General features: G+C 51.6%; 12 protein-coding genes. 2 read left to right on the top strand and 10 right to left on the bottom strand.

Annotation, left to right across the window (positions count from 1 at the left end; translation table 11 throughout):
- Positions 1-5 precede the first annotated feature (5 nt).
- A complete protein-coding gene (locus tag LC073_RS09360) occupies positions 6-329 on the bottom strand; it encodes a c-type cytochrome (RefSeq protein WP_226646380.1) in 324 nt (107 codons plus the stop codon).
- A 567-nt stretch (positions 330-896) separates the two neighbouring features.
- Here LC073_RS09360 and LC073_RS09355 point away from each other — a divergent pair.
- Complete coding sequence (locus LC073_RS09355; protein WP_226646378.1) at positions 897-2,369, top strand: endonuclease/exonuclease/phosphatase family protein; 1,473 nt, start codon at positions 897-899, stop codon at positions 2,367-2,369.
- 185 nt (positions 2,370-2,554) lie between these two features.
- Here the strand turns inward: LC073_RS09355 and LC073_RS09350 are convergent, their stop codons facing one another.
- Positions 2,555-9,682: an autotransporter outer membrane beta-barrel domain-containing protein gene (locus LC073_RS09350; RefSeq protein ID WP_226646377.1), complete on the bottom strand. Its 7,128-nt coding sequence runs from the start codon at positions 9,680-9,682 to the stop codon at positions 2,555-2,557.
- 328 nt (positions 9,683-10,010) lie between these two features.
- A complete protein-coding gene (locus LC073_RS09345) occupies positions 10,011-10,835 on the bottom strand; it encodes a S1/P1 nuclease (RefSeq protein WP_226646376.1) in 825 nt (274 codons plus the stop codon).
- A gap of 236 nt (positions 10,836-11,071) precedes the next feature.
- Here LC073_RS09345 and LC073_RS09340 point away from each other — a divergent pair, with 236 nt between their 5' ends.
- Complete coding sequence (locus LC073_RS09340) at positions 11,072-14,209, top strand: TonB-dependent receptor (RefSeq protein WP_226646375.1); 3,138 nt, start codon at positions 11,072-11,074, stop codon at positions 14,207-14,209.
- Positions 14,210-14,284: 75 nt separating this feature from the next.
- Here LC073_RS09340 and LC073_RS09335 read toward each other — a convergent pair whose 3' ends face one another.
- The 7 genes from LC073_RS09335 to gspJ all read right to left on the bottom strand — a co-directional run bounded on the left by LC073_RS09335 (position 14,285) and on the right by gspJ (position 21,000).
- Positions 14,285-16,495 (bottom strand): response regulator, encoded by a 2,211-nt coding sequence (locus LC073_RS09335; RefSeq protein ID WP_226646374.1) that lies wholly within the window; start codon positions 16,493-16,495, stop codon positions 14,285-14,287.
- Between the two features lie 45 nt (positions 16,496-16,540).
- Complete coding sequence (locus LC073_RS09330; protein ID WP_226646373.1) at positions 16,541-16,744, bottom strand: DUF2788 domain-containing protein; 204 nt, start codon at positions 16,742-16,744, stop codon at positions 16,541-16,543.
- 107 nt (positions 16,745-16,851) lie between these two features.
- Entirely contained in the window at positions 16,852-17,124 is a 273-nt protein-coding gene (locus LC073_RS09325; RefSeq protein ID WP_020412888.1) for a hypothetical protein, read from the bottom strand.
- A gap of 229 nt (positions 17,125-17,353) precedes the next feature.
- The gene (gene gspM / locus LC073_RS09320) at positions 17,354-17,839 is read right to left on the bottom strand and encodes a type II secretion system protein GspM (protein ID WP_226646372.1); all 486 of its coding nucleotides are present in this window, start codon (positions 17,837-17,839) and stop codon (positions 17,354-17,356) included.
- Positions 17,840-17,883: 44 nt separating this feature from the next.
- Positions 17,884-19,212, bottom strand: a complete 1,329-nt coding sequence (gene gspL, locus LC073_RS09315; protein ID WP_226646370.1) for a type II secretion system protein GspL — start codon at positions 19,210-19,212, stop codon at positions 17,884-17,886.
- A gap of 32 nt (positions 19,213-19,244) precedes the next feature.
- Complete coding sequence (gene gspK / locus LC073_RS09310) at positions 19,245-20,240, bottom strand: type II secretion system minor pseudopilin GspK (RefSeq protein WP_226646369.1); 996 nt, start codon at positions 20,238-20,240, stop codon at positions 19,245-19,247.
- Complete coding sequence (gspJ, locus tag LC073_RS09305; protein WP_226646367.1) at positions 20,227-21,000, bottom strand: type II secretion system minor pseudopilin GspJ; 774 nt, start codon at positions 20,998-21,000, stop codon at positions 20,227-20,229. The genes gspK and gspJ overlap by 14 nt, the downstream gene beginning before the upstream one ends.
- Positions 21,001-21,004: the final 4 nt, after the last annotated feature.

The raw sequence follows: 21,004 nt of genomic DNA, 5'->3' as shown, positions 1-21,004 counted from the left end.
TTCCCTCACTCCGCAGTGGCCATAAAGGCGATCAACTGCTCAAACTGATCCGGTGAACACTCGAAACAAAGGCCCAGGGGCGGCATACCCTGGAAACCATTAATTGCATGTTCAACCAGTACATCCATTCCCTTATCCAAACGCGGTTCCCAACTGGCAATATCTCCAGTGAGTGGCGCCGCACTGGCACCGGTACTATGACAGCTACGACAGGTTCGCTGATATATCTCGGCTATCTCAGGATCAGTCGGCGTCAGGGTGAGTGCTTGTTGAGCTAAAGCCAAACGGTTTTCGGGGCTATTCTCGGGGGATTCCGAACAACCAGCCATTAATACACCCAAAAGAAGGGGGGCGCAGAGAAGCCTGAGGCTCCGGTGAGGTCCTACCAGTTCCATGTATGTACACCTACTACATTATTGTTAATATTTCTCAGGTGCTTACACCCGAGGTTGGCGCTGTGTACTCAAGTTGTAACCATTGTTAATCAGGCTGGCAGCTAAGACAACAAGCGGAACTGGCCAGTCTAATATTGAACTGAAGCTACTATTCACATGGTACTAACTCGTATCACCTGCCCATTATTCTCCTGGTAATTACTATTCTCTAATTCTTTTGCACATTCCTATGTGTTAAGCCTTGGCCATTACGTCTCTTCTTATTTATTGGTGGATTATTTATTGATAAACAGCATTCAGTAACTATCATTAAACTCCCTGGAGACTCTATAAGGTTATATCCAAATAGACGCCATTTATATTCAGCCGCGACAATGAATCAAGGAGGTGGCAAATCAAGCATAAGCATACAACCCATATCGTCCTCAACCAAAAGCATGTTCCCAAAGAATAATTTATAAAAATTATAATCAGCTAACTTAAACCATGGACAACAATAAAATGAAAAATAAACTAATAAAAACTGCATTTATTGTAGGAAGCCTGAGTTTTAGTTTTTCCGCTTCAGCGATCACCTTTTCTGAAATTTGGGATATTTTGATTAGCTCCAGCACTCAGGTCGGATTTACAGGCACAGTGGGTAATCAAGGCTATAGCCAACCGGAGCACTTAGCTGGGCAGAGCGGTCAAATTAAAATAATGGCGGCCAATATCAAGGGCTTTCCAGAAGGCTTGCAGGGGATTTCAGATAGTCAAGCCTCGTTATTCTCTTCCACTTATATCACCGGGCAGGCCTACGATATTGTCGGGCTTCAGGAGAACTGGGTTAGAAACTATGCCGTTATGTCTTCACTTAGCCCAACAGAATACCCTTATAGAAGTGATCACTTCCAGGGTGGAATTTTCAGCTTTGGCGACGGTTTAAGTACTATTTCCAAACACCCTATCAATGGCAGACAGCTCCATATCGAATATTCAAGCTGTAAGGGTACCTATGCGGACTTTATAGCAAATGGTTCAAGTCCTGATTGTGAAACGGAGAAAGGCTTCACATTCACCGAAGTTCAGCTGGCAAAAGACTTGAAAGTTCACTTTTACAATACCCATATGGACACCAGTAATGGTCAAGAAAAAACGGGCCAGTTCAATCAGCTAAAACAGTTTATCCAACAAAATTCGGTGGGTTACCCTGTTATTGTGATGGGAGACTTCAATGCATGGATCGACAACGGTGGCTGGCAACCGGGCCCTGATCAGTCAGAATTGGGGCGCTGGGCCACAGATTTAGGCTTAACCTGGGCTTGCAGTCAGGTCAGTTACGCTGCTGGCAATACCAATATCAATGATATCAAGGGACCCTGTAAAGGCGTTGACCACATTGCATTTCGTGGTAATTCGCAAATTAGCTTCTCTACTAATCGTTATGATGAGGTTCATCAGAGTATCAGTGACCACAACCCCATTACTGCAACAATTAATTGGACAAATCACGCAACGTCTTATTCATCCACTTATGCAAGAGCCCATACCGCTTCCCTGCTCAACACTCACCACAACACACGTATTCAAGCAGTTTATGGTGGTAACGATGAGGCAAAAAACATGCCCGCTCCTGCTGCGGAATGGGAAACTTTTACTCTTGCATTAGAGCAAAAAGGCAATATTCAGCCGTGGGTGGATCATCGCTGTATTCAGAGTGGAGATACGGTTTCGATACGCTCTCATAACGGGCATTACTTACGCGCCACGCCGTATAACAATCATAATGTCGATGTCAGAGCTGGTGTCGCCATGAGCTGGGAAAAATTTACTCTTTACAACCATACCAACGGATGGGCATGTTTAAATGCAAACGACAGAGTGACTTTAAAAACAGCGCATGGAAAGTATGTAATGGCGGATGCAAATCGTAATTTATCCGCTTCAGATAACCAACAGGCCTGGGAGTTCTTTCAGGTTGAATTTGCGAGATAGCTGTAAATCCAGGCATCGCGACTCGTTTGTGGTCGTATAAAGCCCACTTAAAGTGGGCTAGTTCTGATTTTTCTTTTTTTCTTGGAGTAAAGCTGTAGTAACTCGGGCTTATATGGAAAATGCCTTCGAAGAAGTTCAGGTGTTATCGCGTAAAGCCCAAACTACAGCTTTAAACTCTATTGTTCCTAAAATCTGTGCCGAAGCTGTACTGACCCACCTGCCTGGCGTGTGTTTTCCGAAACAGCCCCTCGAGCAATGAAGGAGAGAATGAAGTTTTCGTTAACCGTCAGTTCCAAACCTGCTGAAAATTCACCGTAAACCCGGTCGTTATCAAGGTCAAACCCGAAAGTTGACAGGGCCCCATCAAAGCTCGAATAGCGAGCATCCATTTTCACATCCGGGTCGTTCAAAAACGCCGTTACTCCAAAGCGGGTATAGATTATTCCCGACAAGTCACCGTAATTTAGACTTTCCCCAAATTCCACCGCAGGCCTCACGGCAGCAAAGCCCTTAGACAAATTATCGATCGACCAATTAAAGTCGCCTTTGCCCTTTTCCCGGAAACTTTCTTGCCAAACCTGCATGGCCATCAGTCCAATAGCTGGCTTTATCAGATAATCACCATTGGTAAATACTTTCGAGGCACGCAACTCGCCGCCGATAAAGCCACCAAACGGGCTACTCTTTGCCTTATAACTGCCGCTATAGGTGTGATAGCTACGAGAATAGTTGTAATCAAAAAGGCCAGCGCTAAGCATGGCTGACAGTGTTGTCTCGCCGATTTCTTTCTTGATGGCGCCACCGCCCTGGAGGCGATAACCATCCTGTTTGAAATTGGTGTCATCCAACCAAAATCGATCGAAACCGACAGCCACCTCGTATAAGAGTTTTGGACGAATTTCCCGCTGGACTCCACCCATCAACCCCACCCAATGCTCGTCATATCCTGGGTTGTAATTAGTTCTGTCCTGGTCAAAATTGTTGCCCGTAATCATTCCCCATTCACAGGATTCCTGGAGCATAAACTGATCCAAGGATGTGTGGTCGAGATTCGGGCAACTATTCAGCAAGTCGTGTACGATTCTTACCGTCCGCGATGCAATGATTCCCGACGCACCGGATTCATTGGGGTTGTGTTCGCGATAATAGGTATCGAGATCAGAAGTCGAGTTGGTTTTCAGGAACAATGTCGTCATATCGGACATATCCGAATATTCATCCGAGCCGTCATCAAAGGTATCCCGCACATCGACAATGATCTTATCCAGATAAGAGACAAAAGACAGCGACTCTTTCGATAGTGGCGAACGGGTTTTGATCAAGGTGGTCTGCCCCGATGCATTGGCCCCCAGGGCAGTGGCACTATCCGAGTCATCGTCCGAGGAGGTGGTGGTAGTGGATGCGGAATAGTCCACCGTATAGGTCATATAAAGTTCGGTTTCGTCGTCATTAAAATCCAGCGCATAGGACACGGTGACGCTGTCGCTGTCGATGCTCAAGCCAATATCGCTATACACCTCATCCGCTTTGAATATGGTGACCGTGCCGCTTTCCCCAGAGGTCAGCAGGTTGGTGCCGGAGATGATATTGGGTTCCACAAAACCGTTCAGTATGGCCTCAAGGCTAGTCGAGATCAGGTCGGCACTGCCGTCGTCCTCGCTGTCGCCCATCTCATAGTCGACCCACAGGATGCCGCTGGTATCCTGGACGATCAACTTGACTGCCACATCGCTGGTCCAGATTTCATCCACGAATCCTGCCGTCATCAGCCCCTCGTTTTTGAGCTCATTTGTCGTTGAGTCATCTCCCATAGAGAAGTTGGTGCCGAGCTGCAGAGTGCCGGTACTCTCGTTGGTCAGGTATTGGTCATAGCTAAAGTCGAGAGAGACGGAGCCGGTAAAGGTGCCTGCATTTTGGATAGTGACCGTTCCACCCGTGGCGTCCACGGTATAGCCAAAGCCACCGCTGTTGTCGAGATCGCGCACCAGGGTACTGCCCTCCTCAATGGTGATGGTATTGCTGTCGCCATCGATCAGCACAATGGCGGAATCTGCGTCTCGGTCGGCCAGCACCTCGGCATCGTCTTTTATGGTGATACTGATGCTTCCGCTGCTTTCCGAGCCCTGGCTCTGTGCCAGAATGGCGCGGGAACTCGTGCCGGTTGCGCTAATATCGTCCCCCACAATGATCTCTACATCGCCGGCGGTGTTGTCATAATTACTGTTGCTATTGTCACCGGAGACACCGCCAACCGACTGGGCAAAGATGCCGACAGACCATTCCCCGGAGACCTCGATCTCTTCGGTGGTTTCGACCGTGACCTTGCCGCCATTTCCGCCCGCGCCGGCACTACCGCCCAGGTAGGTATCATCGGCTTCCGATCCAGCCGCGCCACCGCCGCCGCCGATCGACTGGGCCCAGACACCATGGGCGTAATCGCCGCTGGTGATGATTTCCCCATCGACACAGATGGTCACATCGCCGGCATTGCCGCCATCGCCGGAATCGCCCGAGGCCGCTACGCCGAGGCCGATATTGAGTTCGCTGGAAATCACGCCGAGCCCTAATTCAGGGTCCCCTGCAGTACCGCCACCACCGCCAACAGATTGCACATAAATACCCATGGCCCCCTTACCGGAAGTGGAAATGGTGCCGCTGTTGGTGATCGTGACGTCATCGCCATCACCGCCACCACTGCCGCCTTCGGCAAGGGCGACTTTGGTAAGAAAGCCGCCAGAGCCATCGCCTCCGGAGCCACCTCCACCGCCTACCGAAAGAGCAACGATGGCGGCACCGCTGTCCCCTGATGTAGTGATATCACCACTGTTGGTGACGGTCACCGCGCCGGCATCACCGGAGACACCGGCCGAGCCACCAACCTCAATCTCATAATCGGCAACCAAAGACGTCAGGCTAAAGCCGGCAACCGTGTCGATTGCACTGATAAAGGTGGCAATATCATCGGCCACATCATTGCTGGTAAAGGCTTGAATGCCACCGCCGCCGTCGCCGCCAGTACCGCCACCACCACCAATGGACTGAGCAAAAATGCCATGGGAGGCGATGCCTGACGTCGTCAGTGTTTCGGTGTTAGTGACGTTCACGTCTTCGCCATCGCCGCCGCCTTCACCGTCGCCGCCAATGGAAACCGTCAATTCAAAATCGGTATCGTTGGAACCGCTGTCACTAGAGGTTGCCACTTGCACCACATAGCTCGATGCGGAGCCACCGGCCCCACCGCCGCCGCCAACGGATTGGGCAAAGATGCCACTGGCCACCTCACCCGAGGTGGTAATACTTTCGTAATTGTTGACGGTTACGGTATCCGCATCCGCTCCACTGCCACCGGAACCGCCCACATCAATCGTTGCCGATATCGCCGCCAGGCTTTGAGCTGAATCGGTCGTGATATCGATTATGATTGAACCCGCATTTCCACCAGTACCCCCGTTACCACCAATCGAAGAGGCATGGATGCCATCTGAGCTGCCTTCTACGGTTGTCAATTCACCATAGTTATCCACGGTCACTTCTCCAGCGACAGCCCCTTCGCCACCGCTGCCACCGAGAGAAAGGTCAAAAGAAATAGAGCCATCTTGAGTTCCAATTAGGGAAACTGTGTAGGCACTCCCCCCAGAACCTCCATTACCACCGACCGATTTGGCAAAGATTGAGTGGGAGTAGAAACTAGAGGTACTAATAGTCCCGTAATTGGTGACCTTCACATCGCCACCCTGCCCGGAATCACCGCCATCACCGCCGATGGTGACATCGACATCGGCGGAATAACCGGAAGATGCCTCAATCTGGCCCGAATACACCGAGCCACCGGTACCTCCACTGCCTCCGGTGGAAACCGCGGTAATCCCTGTCGCAAAGATGTCTGAGGTAGTGATATCGCCAGTATTATCAATCGTGACACCCCCGCCGGTATTGCCACTGCCGGCATCACCACCAACAGTGACCGATACATTGCCGGCGACATATTCACTCGCATCAAGGCCGCCGGTAAAAGCAAAGCCACCATTACCGCCATCACCGCCGGTACTGGTTGCCTTGATGCCCGTCGCGTTCGGCATCTCCGTCGATAATGTGCCGCTACTGGTTACCGAAACGTCTCCGCCCGTGCCGCTGGTGCCTCCATTGCCGCCGATGGCATAGGTCACATCATCCATGGTCAAACCGGACGCCGAAATACTGCCGGTGGCCGAGCCGCCACCGCCGCCATTGGAGTTGGCATAAATTGCAATGGCATTGTTGCCCTCGGTAGTGATGCTACCGGTATTGTTCACGGTCACCGTACCGCTACTGCCGCCATCACCGCCGCTGCCTTCCACTGAACCTTCAACATTGCCAAATTCGACGACACTGCCAGAAACCGTCATACCCGCACTGCCCCCGGTTCCGGCAACACTCTGGGCAAAGATACCAAACCCGCTGTCACCCTCAGTTTTGATAGTACTGGCTGAAGTCACTTCGACATTGTCGGCATTGCCATCGGCGCCACCATCTCCCCCGGTGCTTAGATTCACCGACGCTCCGCCCGAGACATCACCGGCGATGGTAAAAGAGGAACTACCACCATTGCCGCCAATCGATTGGGCATAAATACCGTAAGACTGGTCTTCCATCACGGTTATGCTTTCTGACTCAGTAACAACACAGACTTGATCACCATCACCGCCGTCACCGCCTTCGCCACCGACGGCAACATTCACGCTTGCCATTTCGAAGGCGTCGCCAGAAAAAGCCCAACTTGCATCGCCGCCACCACCGCCGAGGCTCAGAGCGTAGATTCCGTGTGAGGAGTATCCGTCTGTGGAAATAGTGCTACTGCTGGTGACATTAACCTCGTTGCCATCACCGCCCTCACCGCCACTACCGCCCTGAGTGACTTCGAGGGAGCCAATATCCCAACCGGTACCATTGAAGGAGTAAGAGGAGTCACCACCACCACCACCGATGGATTCCGCCACCAGGGCCGAGGAAAAATCGCCAGTGGTGGTAATGGAGCCGCTAATGTCCACGGTCACCTCCTCACCATCGCCGGCTTCACCACCGGTCCCGCCGGTAGTGAAAGAAAAATCCAGCCCGGTGGCATCACTGACTGAAATGTCGTAGCCGGCACTGCCGCCGCCCCCACCCACGGAGCGGGCTTCGATGCCCTTGGAGTGGTTGCCCGAGGTCATCACATCGGCATCGATGTCGACCGTAACCGAATCAGCATCTGCACCGTTGCCGCCGCCACCACTCATGCCAAGATCGACGTCAACCAGAATACCGGCGCTGATCGAAATATCGGCGCCACCGGTGCCGCCACCACCTCCGATAGAATGAGCCACGATGCCAGAGGAGCGTGAGCCGCTGGTGGTGATGGACAAACTGCTATCCGTATCCGGCTTGATGATCACCTCACCACCCGTGCCACCATCTCCACCCGTGCCCCCATAAGCGGCCGAGAACTCGGCACTTAGGGAGAAGGCGCCACCACCATCGCCACCACCGCCGCCGAGGGATTGAATTAGAATCGCATCCGAATCATCACCCTCGGTAGTAATGGTTAGCTCGTCTGCTTCGAGCTGCACTTTATCCCCACTGCCGCCATCGCCACCGGTGCCACCGACTGACTCGATACCACTAGCGGAGCCCGCCGTTCCGCCACCACCGCCGATACTGGCGATACTGATACCGTAGGAATTGTCGTCTGCCGTGGTAATCGTCGCTTCGCTGACGGTGAGAAATACCTCTCCCCCATCACCACCACTGCCACCAGAACCGCCGACTGCTGTGATTCCTGTCGATGATCCGCCGCTGCCGCCACCGCCGCCGATACTCTGCAGTAGGATCGCCGTCGATTTTTCGGTCGCAGTGGAAAAGCTGGCGTCATCTATGGTGACGTTAACTTCTCCGCCGTCACCACCTGAGCTGCCCGAGCTGCCGAGCGCACTGATATCGTTAGAGGAGCTGCCAGCTCCACCGCTGCCACCCACACTGTGCGCAGTAAGGGCCGGAGCCACATCGCCGGTTGTCGTCAGCGAGCTGCCACTGCCAATGCTGACCGTAATGGCGCCGCCATCGGCCTCGGCAGAGGTAGTGTTCGCACCATAGGCATTGAAGGAGCTGCCGGCATCGCCGCCGTCGCCACTGAAACCGCCCACCGACTGAAACAGCATGGCCCGCGCTTCAGTGCCAGAGGTGGTGATAGAGCCGGTAAAGGCGATATTGACCTCACCACCGGCCGCCGCCGTGCCATCGGCGCCATTCACGCTAAACGCCACGCCGGGCTGCCCACCGGCACCGCCCGCTCCGCCATAACTGCGCACCAGCAGTCCCTGGGCCTCCTCACCGCTGGTGGTGATCGTCACTTCTTCCAGGGTAACGTCCGCATCATTGGCGACGCCGCCGTTACCACCATCCCCGCCATAACTGGTATCCCCCGAGCCAATCCCCCCCTGGCCGCCATCACCGCCAACCAGTTCCGCGACGATGCCGTGATCGTAGTCACCGCTACTGGTAATCGAGATAGAGCCTGTCACCTCGCCAGAAGAATCAACATTTTTGATATTGACACCCGCAACTTCGCCGCCATCCCCGCCGGCGCCACCATAAGAATCGGCAAAAAAATTGGTGTTAGCATCACCACCGTTTCCGCCATCACCGCCCTTAACACTGGCCTGGATACCGATGCCATCTTGACTGATAAAGGTCATCTCCTCCGAAAGCTCTATAACGACCGACGCCGCAACGCCGCCCGCGCCGCCAGCGCCGCCAGTGGTTTCATCGAGCTCATTCTCGTCAAAAGCGCCATCCCCTCCAGAGCCCCCATAACTGATACCCAGAATACCCGCACCGCCAGCAGTGACAGGCGCGTCATCAATGGTGACACTCACCTCATTGGTCATACCACCAGCCTCGCCGGCGGCGCCGCTAGTGCCGGAGGCGCTTTCTCCATCTCCCCCCTCGGCAATGATCTCAATGGCGGTATCGGTCACATCGATGCCGTAATCAGATTCTTCGATGGTGATTATCAGTTCGGATGCATCTTCGCCGTCAGATTCGATATCCGTCAAAATGATGCCATCATCGGCCGATAGCGCGGAGGTCTGATCCTCAAGGATCACTTCGGTCACAGAGCCATCGGTGTATTCAATGGTTTCAGTGATATCGCCGGTACAGGTGGCAGTGGTTCCAGAGACCGTACAATCTGCCCTGGCTGGCTCTATATTGGCGAGATAAACCGCGGTGACGGGAATAAGGGGAAATACCTGGAAAAATGAGGCGAGTAGTTTTCGGCACAATTGCGGCTTTTTCATTATTTTTTCTCATCACAAAGTGAAGTGACGAAAGATTAGTCACAGCCGCCGATTCCATCCATTTAGTAGGCGCCCAAAAACCTGCCAAACAAATAGTTAGACAGATTTCTCATCAATAGGATGGAAAAGAGATGCTGTTATATTCACAACATCTCTTTGGGAAGGGGTTATCTAAATGCCTTCTCGAATAATGCGCACTTTGCAAAAGCGCTCGCTACCTTTACAAAGAGCGCCTGGTTGAAATTATTTTGCTAAATACATTGTAAGCCTGGAGCTGAAGTTATCAGCTCCACTAAGAAATATTTATCAGTAATTTCTGATATTCGTATTAGTGATCGACCAGCTCAAGAGATCCCTCACCCAGGGCTCTATTAATCACGGCAGCCAGGCGTACACCACCTTGTTGTAAGCGCATTTCCACGGAATCCCGACAACGCAGGAAATACTTTTCGCCCAACTGAATTTCATTGGTATAAGCCAGTTTATGTGCCAGCTGGTGGGACTCTTTGGCCCAGTGTGCAGCATTTGTAGACTGCCAAAGCCGGCTCTGGGCCGCACCGATTTTTTCTGTCTGCTCTTTAGCATAACCCTGCCAATCGCTAACTATCCGTGAGACGAGATGGATATCCCAAAGCGCATGCAAATTGGTTTCCTCTCCAAAAAACTGCACCACTACATCATTCCCGCCTCTATCTGAGTAGAGACCTGTGTGCAGGGGTTGGTGTAGGTCGCCCACAAAGTGTGCGATAAACATCAGGGCCTCAGCGCGCTCTGTACCTGATCGACTGCGATCTGCAAGAACTTCTTCAAACTGCTGGATAGCCTTCAGAATACAACCCGCCGGAGGACAGTCTCTCGCCGCAACATAGCTGCGCCAGTCGCGCGACAGATTGATATAGTGCATGGGGGCAGCCCAGTTGTATTGCTCATTAGAGCGGATTCGATCCGCCCAGGTAGCCGACTCCGCCAGATGTGACTCCCCAACCTCGTCTAGAAGAAGTTCGACTTCTGCGGCTACATCTGGGGTCAAATAGCGCCAAGCAATTTCCCCAACCACTCTATGGCCATCGTCCCCCCAGGCATGAACCTTGAGAACACTGAACATCCCCACAAGTACAATATTTATACAGATTATTTTTTTCAGCTTACCCATCTCGAGTATCCGTTATAGAAATTTGCAGCTACCTTAATAAACATTTGTGACAAATGGTTATTCATAAATCGCGTTCTACTAATTTGTTACCAAATTGCAACAAATCGTTAACCTGCCCTTCAATTTCACCCGCTAAAAAGCACACTGGCCGAGACCTGGGGAAGCGTCTCGGGAGCCGATTACAACCAGTACCCTCTAAGCCACGCTGTTGGCTCATTTAAGACCAGGATTTAGTTATGAAACCTTCACTTTTCCGGCGCATGTGCTTATCCGCCGCGATTATCTCCGCGATTGGTTCAACACAAGTCACTTACGCACAAGAAACCGCCGCAGCCATTCGCGGTTCTATCACTGGTAGTGGTGGCGAAGTAATCAGCGATGCAAAAGTCACGGTGGTTCATACTCCCTCTAACAGCCGACGCACAACACAGGTGGGAGAGTCCGGTCAGTTTAATGTAAGTGGCCTTCGTGTTGGCGGCCCCTACATAGTGACGGTTGAATCCGATCAAGGAAAAAGGGTATTCGAAGATATCTACTTATCCGTAGGCGATACCCTGCCCCTAATGTTAACTCTGGGCTCATCCAGCCTTGAAGAAGTCAGCGTTCTTGGCCAGGCTTTGAGCAGCTCTCGATTGGCAGTGGGCCCCTCTTCCCACTTCAACAGCGACGATTTAACAAGTGCACCGACTGGTGGTCGTGATATCAAGGACCTACTGCGTCTTGACCCACGTGTTTATATTGATGAGGCCTATGCAGACTCCGTTCAATGTGCGGGAGCCAATCCTCGTTTCAACAGCCTGACTGTTGATGGCGTGCGAATGAATGACAACTTTGGTTTGAATAGCAACGGCTATCCAACTGAGCGTATGCCATTCTCCTATGACGCTATCGATCAGGTAGCCGTTGAGCTGGCACCATTTGACGTACAGTATGGTGGCTTCAGCGCTTGTAATATCAACGCTGTGACCAAATCCGGCAGCAATGAGTGGCACGGTTCTTTTTTCTATGACTATACCGATGATGGTTTTCGTGGAGACTCTCTAGAGGGAGAGGATATCAACGTCGCCAAGTTTGATGAAAAGCGTTACAACGCAACACTTGGCGGTGCCATTATCGAGGATAAGCTTTTCTTTTTTGCAGCCTATGAAAAACTCGATGGTGTAGCTACTTTTGACCGGGGCCCAGTTGGAAGCAATGCCGCTACTGAAGTCCAGGGCGTATCCCAGGCTCAACTGGACGAAATTGTACGAATTTCCAACGAAGTCTACGGTTACAATCCGGGCAGTCTGCCCAGTAGCCTTCCAGAAGAAGATGAAAAACTACTAGTTAAGTTTGACTGGAATATTTCTGAAAACCATCGCGCGGCATTTACTTATAACTACAACGATGGCTTTTCTATCGCCGAGTCCGATGGTGATCCCGATGAGCTGGAACTGTCCAATCACTTTTATGAGCGCGGTGCAGAGCTGAACTCCTACGTTGTACAGTTATTTTCAGATTGGAGTGACATTTTCTCTACTGAAATGAAGATTGGTTATTCCGAGCTGGATAACCGACAAATTTCCCTGGGAGGTACTGATTTTGGTGAAGTTCAAATCAGCACTTCCTACGATCATGACAACGATGGCAGTGACACAGATGCTACTGTTTATCTCGGTGCTGATGACTCCCGTCACGCTAACAAGCTGAGCTATGATAACCTGACCTTTAAACTCGCCGGCAAATTGCTTTTGGGTGAGCACAACCTGACTGCCGGCTACGAGCACGAAAATTTCGATATTTACAACCTGTTTATTCAAGAAGCCGCGGGTGAATATCGTTTTAGTAGTATTGAAAATTTTGAGCAAGGCGTTGCCGACTTAATTATTTATGAGAATGCTACTGGTACCAATAATATCTTGGATGCCGCCGCTGAATTTGCATACGACATCGACACTCTGTACGTTCAGGATGAGTACACTTTTGCCGACGTCGATCTCACAGTTGTCGCCGGCCTGCGCTACGATCGTTATAGTAGTGATGATGAGCCTGTTGCCAATACAGATTTCACAGCAGCCTATGGCTTCTCCAACCAACATACCATGGACGGTCTCGACCTGCTGCAACCCCGATTGGGCTTGAGCTGGAATGTCGATGACAACCTGGAGCTACACGGAGGGGTTGGCCTCTACTCGGGTGGCAATCCGAATGTATGGATTTCCAACAATTACTCCAATAACGGTGTTATACAAATTGAGGCAAGTGATAGCAGTGGCACACCTTTATTTGATATGGACTGGACTGGTAACGGCACTCCAATTTTCGACGTACCACAATCCCTTTACGATCAAGTTGCTAGTGGAGAAGGCTCTTTAGGTGGCGTAAATATGATGGACCCTGACTTTGAGGTTCCATCAGTTTGGAAATATGCAGTTGGGGGAAGCTATGAGTTTGAGTCTGGTTATCTACTCTCTGCAGACTATCTTTACAGCGACTATAAAGATGCAGCCATTATTCAAGACCTATCTTTAGAGCAAGTTAGTACAGCAGCCGATGGCCGTCCGGTTTACGCCAACGCTAATGGCCGCAGGGGCGACTACATGCTCACCAATGTTAAGGGTGATTCCGGTTATTCCAGTGTTATCTCATTAGGGCTCAGTAAATCCTTCGACTTCGGTCTGAATGTAGCGGTGGGATACGCCTATACCGATGCTGAAGACGTGAATCCCATGACCAGCTCAGTGGCCTACTCTAACTACACAACTATCGCCACCGTAGACGCCCAGGACCCAGGCACAGCGACTTCTAACTATGTGGTACCCCACCGTTTTACTCTGAAGTTGGACTACGCCCGTGAGTTTCTTGCCGGATATGAAACCCGCTTTACCCTCTTTGGTAGCGCAAATGAAGGCGTTCCCTACTCTTACACTTTCTCCAATTATATCTTTGGTGATGGGGGACGAGGCCGCGGTTTGCTCTATGTTCCAACAGGCTTAGACGATGCCAATGTTGTCTTTGGGGATGACTTCGATACCGACGCATTCTTCGCATGGGTCGACTCTGAAGACCTGGATAGCGGTACGATGGAGCGTAACTCCTTAAGCAGCGATTGGTGGACCAAATTCGACCTGCGTATTGACCAGGAACTGCCAGGCTGGCGCGCAGACGACAGACTCAATGCTTTCTTTATCATCGAGAACCTTGGCAACCTGCTAAACGACGATTGGGGAGTAATGTACGAGGGTGCCTTCCCACGCTTCCAGGCTGCTGTAGATGCGAGCATTGATGAGCAGGGTCGTTTTGTATTTAACAAATTTAACGATCCAGCTGGTCAAACCCGCGTTACAGACGCTTCTCTTTGGAGCGCCCGCATGGGAATTCGCTACGAATTCTAAGCACAAAAAAGCCGCGGCAATTGCCGCGGCTTTTTCATTCCCACAACTAAGTATGACAGCCTTGCTCAAACGGATTTAAGCACTACCCAACCAACGGGCTAAAGTCTCCCGTAACAAATCCTTACTCAAGGGTTTGGTCAGGTAATCATCCATTCCCGCCGCCAAACAACGCCCTTCAAACTGCTCTTCCGTAGTGCTGGTCAGAGCGACAATTGGCAATCGGTCATCGGGTCTGTGCTCTGTTTCCCAGCGGCGCAGCATCTCAATTATCTCGGCACTGTGATCGGTATTTTGTTGGCAATCCACCAAAGCCAGGTCGTAATGTCCTTCGGACAAACGGACCAAAGCCTCTTCACCATCGCTGGCAATGTCCACCTGGTAACCAAGTGCTTGTAACATCTCCTCCGTCACCCATTGGTGCGGGCGGGAATCTTCCACTAATAGCAAAGAATATTGCCGCGGCTGATCGGCGCCGCCTTTTACTACACGCCGGGTGGTTCGCTTGGCGCCGCCAAAGATTCTCTCCACCAGGGTATCGTGCAACTCTTTGCGGGTTATCGGACGGCCAAGGTAAAGCGCCGAAGGTACAAGTCGTTGCAGCTGTGCGAAGGTGGACTTCTGACCAAAGCCGCCGAGGCATATCAGCGGGCAATCACGATCTTCGGTATGGGCCTTTTCAAAGAAAGGAGTCACAGACTCAAAAAGAATGTCATCTCCCATAGCGGGCACCAGCATCACCAACTGACCTCGTTCCAAAGCCTGTTGCAGCAGCTGTTGTACCTCACATTCGCAGCCTTCGCACCAGCGCTGGGATTTCACATCCATACCGAAGGAACGCAACATCTGAACCAGACCGGAAATAAATAGGCCTTTCTGGTGAATCAGCAAAATCTCACTATCTTGTAAACGCCGATCCGGGGTGAGGTAAGTTCGCTGATTGGGTTCGATGCTGAACTTGACTACCGCCTGATAGCGATTGCCATCCTGGTTGGAATGCAGCTGCAGGTAGCCCCCCATTGCTTCCGCCAGTCCCTTTGCGATGGAGAGTCCGAGGCCCGTAGTCACTTGGTTCGTATCCATTCTGGAAAAGGCACCGAATAATTCACTTTCATCGGGCAGGATTTCACCACGGCCGTCATCTCTCAGGGTAATACTCAGCTGCCCTTCAACCGAAGTAATAGGGGTAAAACTCACCTCGCCCCACAGCTCTCCGCGCTGAGCGATACCTGTAGCGGAGTCCACCAGATTGCGAATCAGCTGGGCTGTCTTGCGATTATCCCCAGTGACCATCACCGGCAGGCTGTCATCAATCTGGAAATTGAATTCCAGAGCCTGGCTGTGTGCAGCACGCGCGGCAAATTTGAAGGACTTCTCAATCGTTTTCACCAGGTTAAATGGCCCCTGGCGCATACGGATGTCCTTGCGGGCAACACGAGTAAAGAGACCTACATTATCGACCAGCTTGAGCTGCTGGCTACTGGCGGTTTTGGCCAGCCCTACCCACTCTTTTTGTCGCTCACTGAGTGGTTCCGCCTCCAACAGAGACAGGGCGCCCAAAGCATCTGACAATTGGCTACGGAATTCCTGACCAATATTTGCGATAAATTCATTGGTCAATTCAACTGCCGCTTCCGAGTGCTTGCGTGCAGCTGCAAGGCTACTGGCGCGCTGCTGTAACTCCTGCATTGCCGACAGCCGCTCCCAGTAGTTTTCTGACTCCCGTCGCCCCTGGTGTGCAGTCAGCCAGATAAAGGCCAGAGTAAGGGTTCCGTAGATGGTGCCGAGGATCATGCCGGAAAAGAGTGCCATGAGGGCAGCTGGCAACAGGGAGGTCACGGTAAACCAGGTGAGAAAGCGATGATAGGGTGAGAATACCGTGGTAACACTGGAGCAAAAGATGACGGAGTAGATCCACAGGAAGTGGGTCTCTGGGGCAAACCCCATCAGGTAGACAAAATAGAATAGCGTGAGACCCCACCAGATAGAGCCGAGAATCGAGACGAAAAAATAGTGATTTCGCCAGCGATTCGGCCCCGAACTGTATAGGTGACCAAAGCGGAATACGTAGTAACCACGAATCAGCGTAAGTACTACTAGCCCGGCTCCCAGGATCAATAGCAACCTCGGGGCCTCCAACCGCATGTCACCTATGGTGGCCGCGATTAAAAAGGCACAAAATGAGAGCACCATGCCCCGCCGACTGTATTTGGCAATACGCATATCGGTGGCACGGCAGATGCGTCTATCCTTCTGCACCTTGAGTTCAGGGCGATCAAATAATGTCATAGCGACCTTCCCTGGAGCATTGGGTATCCCGTGACATAGAGGTCCCTAGCCTATCCCTAGTACTTCAACCAGTACTGTTTTTATAAGAAACCCGAGCAATCCAAGGCCCAGCGCGATGAACAGGATAAAGGTACCAAATTTACCCGCTTTAGAGTCCTTGGCCAGGTTCCAGACAATAAACACCATGAATAGGATAAGGGCGCCAATTCCCAACCACAGGGAATACTCTTCAAACTGCTCAAAAGTCATGCAAATCTTCGCTTATAAAAATTGGCGCGCATTGTACAGCGCTTACCAGCTGCTGGTAAGACTTGCCGAATAGTGCCGTCAGCATACCACTTCACATGACTGGCAGTTCAGGCGCCCTGATAATAGTCTCCATCTTCCTGAGCGTGGGTGCCACAGCGCAAGCGTCGGACTTCCTTCTCACGGTAGCGACTGTCATGCCAACATCTGGGCAGTGGCTCACCGGACAGAAAACACAGATCTGTCTTATCGAAAACTTCGGGGTCTTGGATCTCTTCTCCCCACAAATAACGCCCAACAACGGTCAGTTCATACGGATTTGAGAGCGTGACAACATCGGCCACTTCAACCAAGTGCTTGGTGGTTACATCTTTGAAAAGCATGATGGCACCTTTTTCCTTTTCCTGACTTCAGTATAGGGCTTTTGGCGACAATTCTGGCTAAATTAGGGGGGTGTGGGTAAGAAGTGGGACAGAGGAGTATCTTTTTGCCTGAGGGAAGCACGCTGTCGTAAAGAGGGGGAGACTGATAGAACACTCCCCGAGCCTTTGAGAAATGCCGAATTCACTCTCCGGCTTTTCCCCATTTCCATAGCAACTGGCAGAGTTACCCTCACCCCTCAATTGTCAGGCGCGCGGATACCATGCCCTGCTCCTGGAGAGCATCGAGATTGATAGTGCGAACACTTAGCTGCTCTTTCATCAGCTGATTCAACCATGGTTGAAGATCCTGGTATCGCACTTCTTCAACCCACAAGCGAATACGGGTTTCCCCTTCCGGCTCAAAACGCTTAATAGTAACCCGGTTTTGTTTGGCTGCATTCGTCACCCGCTGTAACAAGGTACCGGAGGCTTGACCGTCCATTCCATTGGGCTGTATACGGGAGAGTACGGGGCGTTGGGATTCCATCCACTGAACCAGCTCCCGAGACTCTTCTGCTCGAGCGCGGGATTCATCAAAAAAGCCTTTGGCCGGACTGAACAGGCCGTAGACAATAAATAATCCGCCTGCGAATAGGCTGAGAATACTCAGGGCACGTTGATCACTAGGGGACAGCGCCTGCCACTTCTGTTTCCACTGTTCGATTTGTTCTTTCATGCTGCTATAACTACCGAGTTCTTTTCGTCTAATACACTGCGCCTTTATTGCACGCGTACCCGCCCGGAAACGCCTTCCTTCAGTTCATTGGCACCGAGTAAATCAGCACGTAGACCATTACTGGAGAGTTTGCTGACAAAAGTATCCAGATCTGAGAGAGTTTGCGCTTTGAGCTGTAATACCATTTCTCCTCGTTGCCCATCGAAGCGCAGGGACTGCAGCTCCATCTCTTTGCCTCGCTGCTCAGTCCACACTTTACTCAGCTGTTGCATATGAGTGGCAAAAGCGCCACCCTGATTTCCTGCATTCTTCAAAAATCCATCAAGTTGACGGCGTAGCTGAGCGGAAGGGCGAACATTGGGAAACATCTCCGCGAACATAGTGCGGGCCTGCTCCTCGGCCTGCTCAGCCTGCCAGTGGTAATAGGCTCCGGCACCGACAAAGAAAAGCAGCTGGGCCGCAAAACAAAAAACGACTACTTTTGCCGGTTTTGCCCACCAAACCGACTCGGTTTTGCCGCTGGCTAGCTGGTAATCGCCACTCAGCAAGTTACTGAGCTTACCCGGCTTATAACGCTCCAGAAAAACTTCTTCTGGGGGGCGCTGATTCATCTGAAGGCGATCGGCAAAAAGGGACTCAAGCTCCGCTACAACAAGACCATCCTCTTCGCCAGCACCCAGCAGCAGTAGTTTTTTCCCCTCAGCCTCTTCATTGGCTTCTTCTTCAGCAGAAACAACCTCACCCAGCAGAGAGCCAAGTAGTGGCTGGAGGTATTCACGGCGGATTGATAATCCCTGGCCACTCGACTGCCAAACATGAGCCTGGTCACCATCGAGCCATAGAGAGACATCACTCTCCAACAGATCCAGCAGGAGATATTCCGGCAGCGCCGCAACCAACGGCCAGTTGAGCCGCTCAATCTGGCTGTGCAAAATTTCCATCTTGCCCTTGGAGATCGCATAAATACTACAGATATCGCCATTGCGCGGTGTGCAGACAAAGTGCAGATCTTCCACATCTTCCGCGAGCTGTTCTTCCACCATATAACCAATGGCATTGGCCTGGCGTCTCGCCGCCTTGGGAATAGACTCAACACCACTCCAGACCCAGTTACCTGGTAAAAGCAGCAGTGCTTTGCTGCCCTCTGGCAGGTTCAGAGAAGGGTGGATATCGGGCTCGGCCGACGCTTCGAAATCAGGATTAAAAGCTGAAAGGAATTCATCATCTAAAGCGGCTTCACGCCAAACGCCATCCCCCCATTGATGCAGGGCAAGTTCATTGGCGCTTGTCTCAGTGAGACGCAGCAGAACCAAGGCTGGCTTAGGTGGCACTGCAGGCATGCCGATTTCATTTACGCTTTTCTTCTTAAACATACAATCTTTTGGCTATCAACTATCTACTCTCGCTACGGTGCTTTGTAGTCGAGTAATTCCTGCATCATTGCACCAGAAAAAGTGCGGCGCTGGCGCTGCACAACTTTTACTTCGCCGTCCCCAGCCTCATCGAGCCATAGGGCTGTCTCCCAGTACTGGCGGTAGTCTTCGCTATCTCCGAGTTGGACAGCAATGCGCGCCAGAAAGTGCTGACTGTGAAACATAAACTGGCCGGTTTTGGTGATGCCATAGGAAGACAAGTCTCCCGACTGGCTGAGGATGCCGCCGGACTCACGAAACTGCAGTAACTTGCTCACACTTGCGGAGGGGTCCACCGCCTCAACCAGCTCCTGAGAAGCTAGATTGATATTGATTTTGGTCTCCGTCTCTGGCAACGCACAGAGGAATGGGGCCAGTTTTTGCCAGTCCTCCAATTCCATCCCCTGCACAGAAGACAGTTCTGATATATCACTGATCAAGGTATCTGGTGTGCGGTGGGCAAGATCCCTACCGAGATAGCCATCATCCTCAGTTGCGGAAGAGCGCGGCATATCATTGTCATCCATCCAATCAGCGATAGTTCCAGCCAAATCAGATTTTCCAGTGACATTGCTCACCAACCTGCGAAAGATATCAAACTGGTCATTGCCATTATTGCTTGAGACCAAGTTATTTACATTAAAACAAGAGTTTAAGTCTTTGATATTAATGCGTATTTTTCCGTTATCCGGATTGAACTGCAACGCCGGTGAAGCCCAGGCCTCGAGGGCATGATCGGCAGGTTGAGCTGCGTCTTTATCCTCTTCAAAATCCTTGAGTAACGCAACCCGGCTCCAGGCCTCGGCCCCCGCGACAAACTCAGCTAATTGTGTATTGGCTAGAAGAGCACCACTGCGGGTAATGGAAATCTGGTCACGGATAATGGCATGCGAGACCAGGGCAATAGCGATCACCATCACCAATAGTACGGTGATCAAGGCAACGCCTCTTTGACGACGCAAAGTCTTCATCGACTTACTTCCGCTCATCGTCATTTCCACCATCGGAGTTATTACCCCCAGGGTTACCACCTCCTGGATTACCACTTCCTGGGTTACCACCTCCTGCGGGGCTAAAGGCTACCGATGAGAAAGAGAAGACCCGGCGAATTTCACCGTACTGGCGGGTCAGTAATACAATTTCGATGGCTTTTGGTAGTCGGCTATCGGCGCTGGTCGGGGATGTAGGAGTGCCAGCAGGTGGCCACTGGGCAACCCAGGCATCAGAATTCGGGTCAAAATACTGTAAAGTCAGGCTTTCAACACCGGCTAGCAGGGGCTCTACAATGGGTTCCGAATCCGGTCCGCGATCCAGAACCTGCCAGCGGCTGCGTAATAATAGGGCTCCCGTGTCTTCCTCTTCTGTAAAGGAGCTCCGTTCATCACTCTCGGGGTAGCCAATACTGTAACCCAACCGCTGAAGTTCACCACGCGGCTCAGTAGTGAGGTTTGCCGCCCCCAGGCGAGTAAATTCGAATTCATCCTGATCGCCACGAAATGCAGGTTCATAACCCGTGTAGGCATTCTTTATCGGTCGCGCCGTAACTTGGCGCAGATCATCCTCCAGACGGTACAGCGCCATGGAAAAACGGCGTAGCTCTTCTGCGCGTCGCTCAACAACGCTATCGGTGCTATGGAAAATTTCCAGAAGGGAAAATGAGCCGACACTAATGATCGCCACCAATACCAGTACAACGAGTACTTCAACCAGAGTAAAGCCAGACTGGCCTTTTATTTGGGGAATCTGCATCGAG

This window comes from Microbulbifer variabilis (assembly GCF_020524905.1).
GTDB lineage: Bacteria > Pseudomonadota > Gammaproteobacteria > Pseudomonadales > Cellvibrionaceae > Microbulbifer > Microbulbifer variabilis_A.
The sequence above is the reverse complement of the archived record's forward strand: the minus strand, read 5'-3'. Positions and strand labels throughout refer to the sequence as shown.

Bases quoted from the DNA above. Each gene is read 5' to 3' on its own strand.
- LC073_RS09350 (WP_226646377.1), bottom strand. From the start codon at position 9,682: ATGAAAAAGCCGCAATTGTGCCGAAAACTACTCGCCTCATTTTTCCAG.
- LC073_RS09345 (WP_226646376.1), bottom strand. From the start codon at position 10,835: ATGGGTAAGCTGAAAAAAATAATCTGTATAAATATTGTACTTGTGGGG.
- gspJ (WP_226646367.1), bottom strand. From the start codon at position 21,000: ATGCAGATTCCCCAAATAAAAGGCCAGTCTGGCTTTACTCTGGTTGAA.
- LC073_RS09340 (WP_226646375.1), top strand. From the start codon at position 11,072: ATGAAACCTTCACTTTTCCGGCGCATGTGCTTATCCGCCGCGATTATC.
- gspK (WP_226646369.1), bottom strand. From the start codon at position 20,240: ATGAGCGGAAGTAAGTCGATGAAGACTTTGCGTCGTCAAAGAGGCGTT.
- gspM (WP_226646372.1), bottom strand. From the start codon at position 17,839: ATGAAAGAACAAATCGAACAGTGGAAACAGAAGTGGCAGGCGCTGTCC.
- gspL (WP_226646370.1), bottom strand. From the start codon at position 19,212: ATGTTTAAGAAGAAAAGCGTAAATGAAATCGGCATGCCTGCAGTGCCA.
- LC073_RS09335 (WP_226646374.1), bottom strand. From the start codon at position 16,495: ATGACATTATTTGATCGCCCTGAACTCAAGGTGCAGAAGGATAGACGC.
- LC073_RS09325 (WP_020412888.1), bottom strand. From the start codon at position 17,124: ATGCTTTTCAAAGATGTAACCACCAAGCACTTGGTTGAAGTGGCCGAT.
- LC073_RS09355 (WP_226646378.1), top strand. From the start codon at position 897: ATGAAAAATAAACTAATAAAAACTGCATTTATTGTAGGAAGCCTGAGT.
- LC073_RS09330 (WP_226646373.1), bottom strand. From the start codon at position 16,744: ATGACTTTTGAGCAGTTTGAAGAGTATTCCCTGTGGTTGGGAATTGGC.
- LC073_RS09360 (WP_226646380.1), bottom strand. From the start codon at position 329: ATGGCTGGTTGTTCGGAATCCCCCGAGAATAGCCCCGAAAACCGTTTG.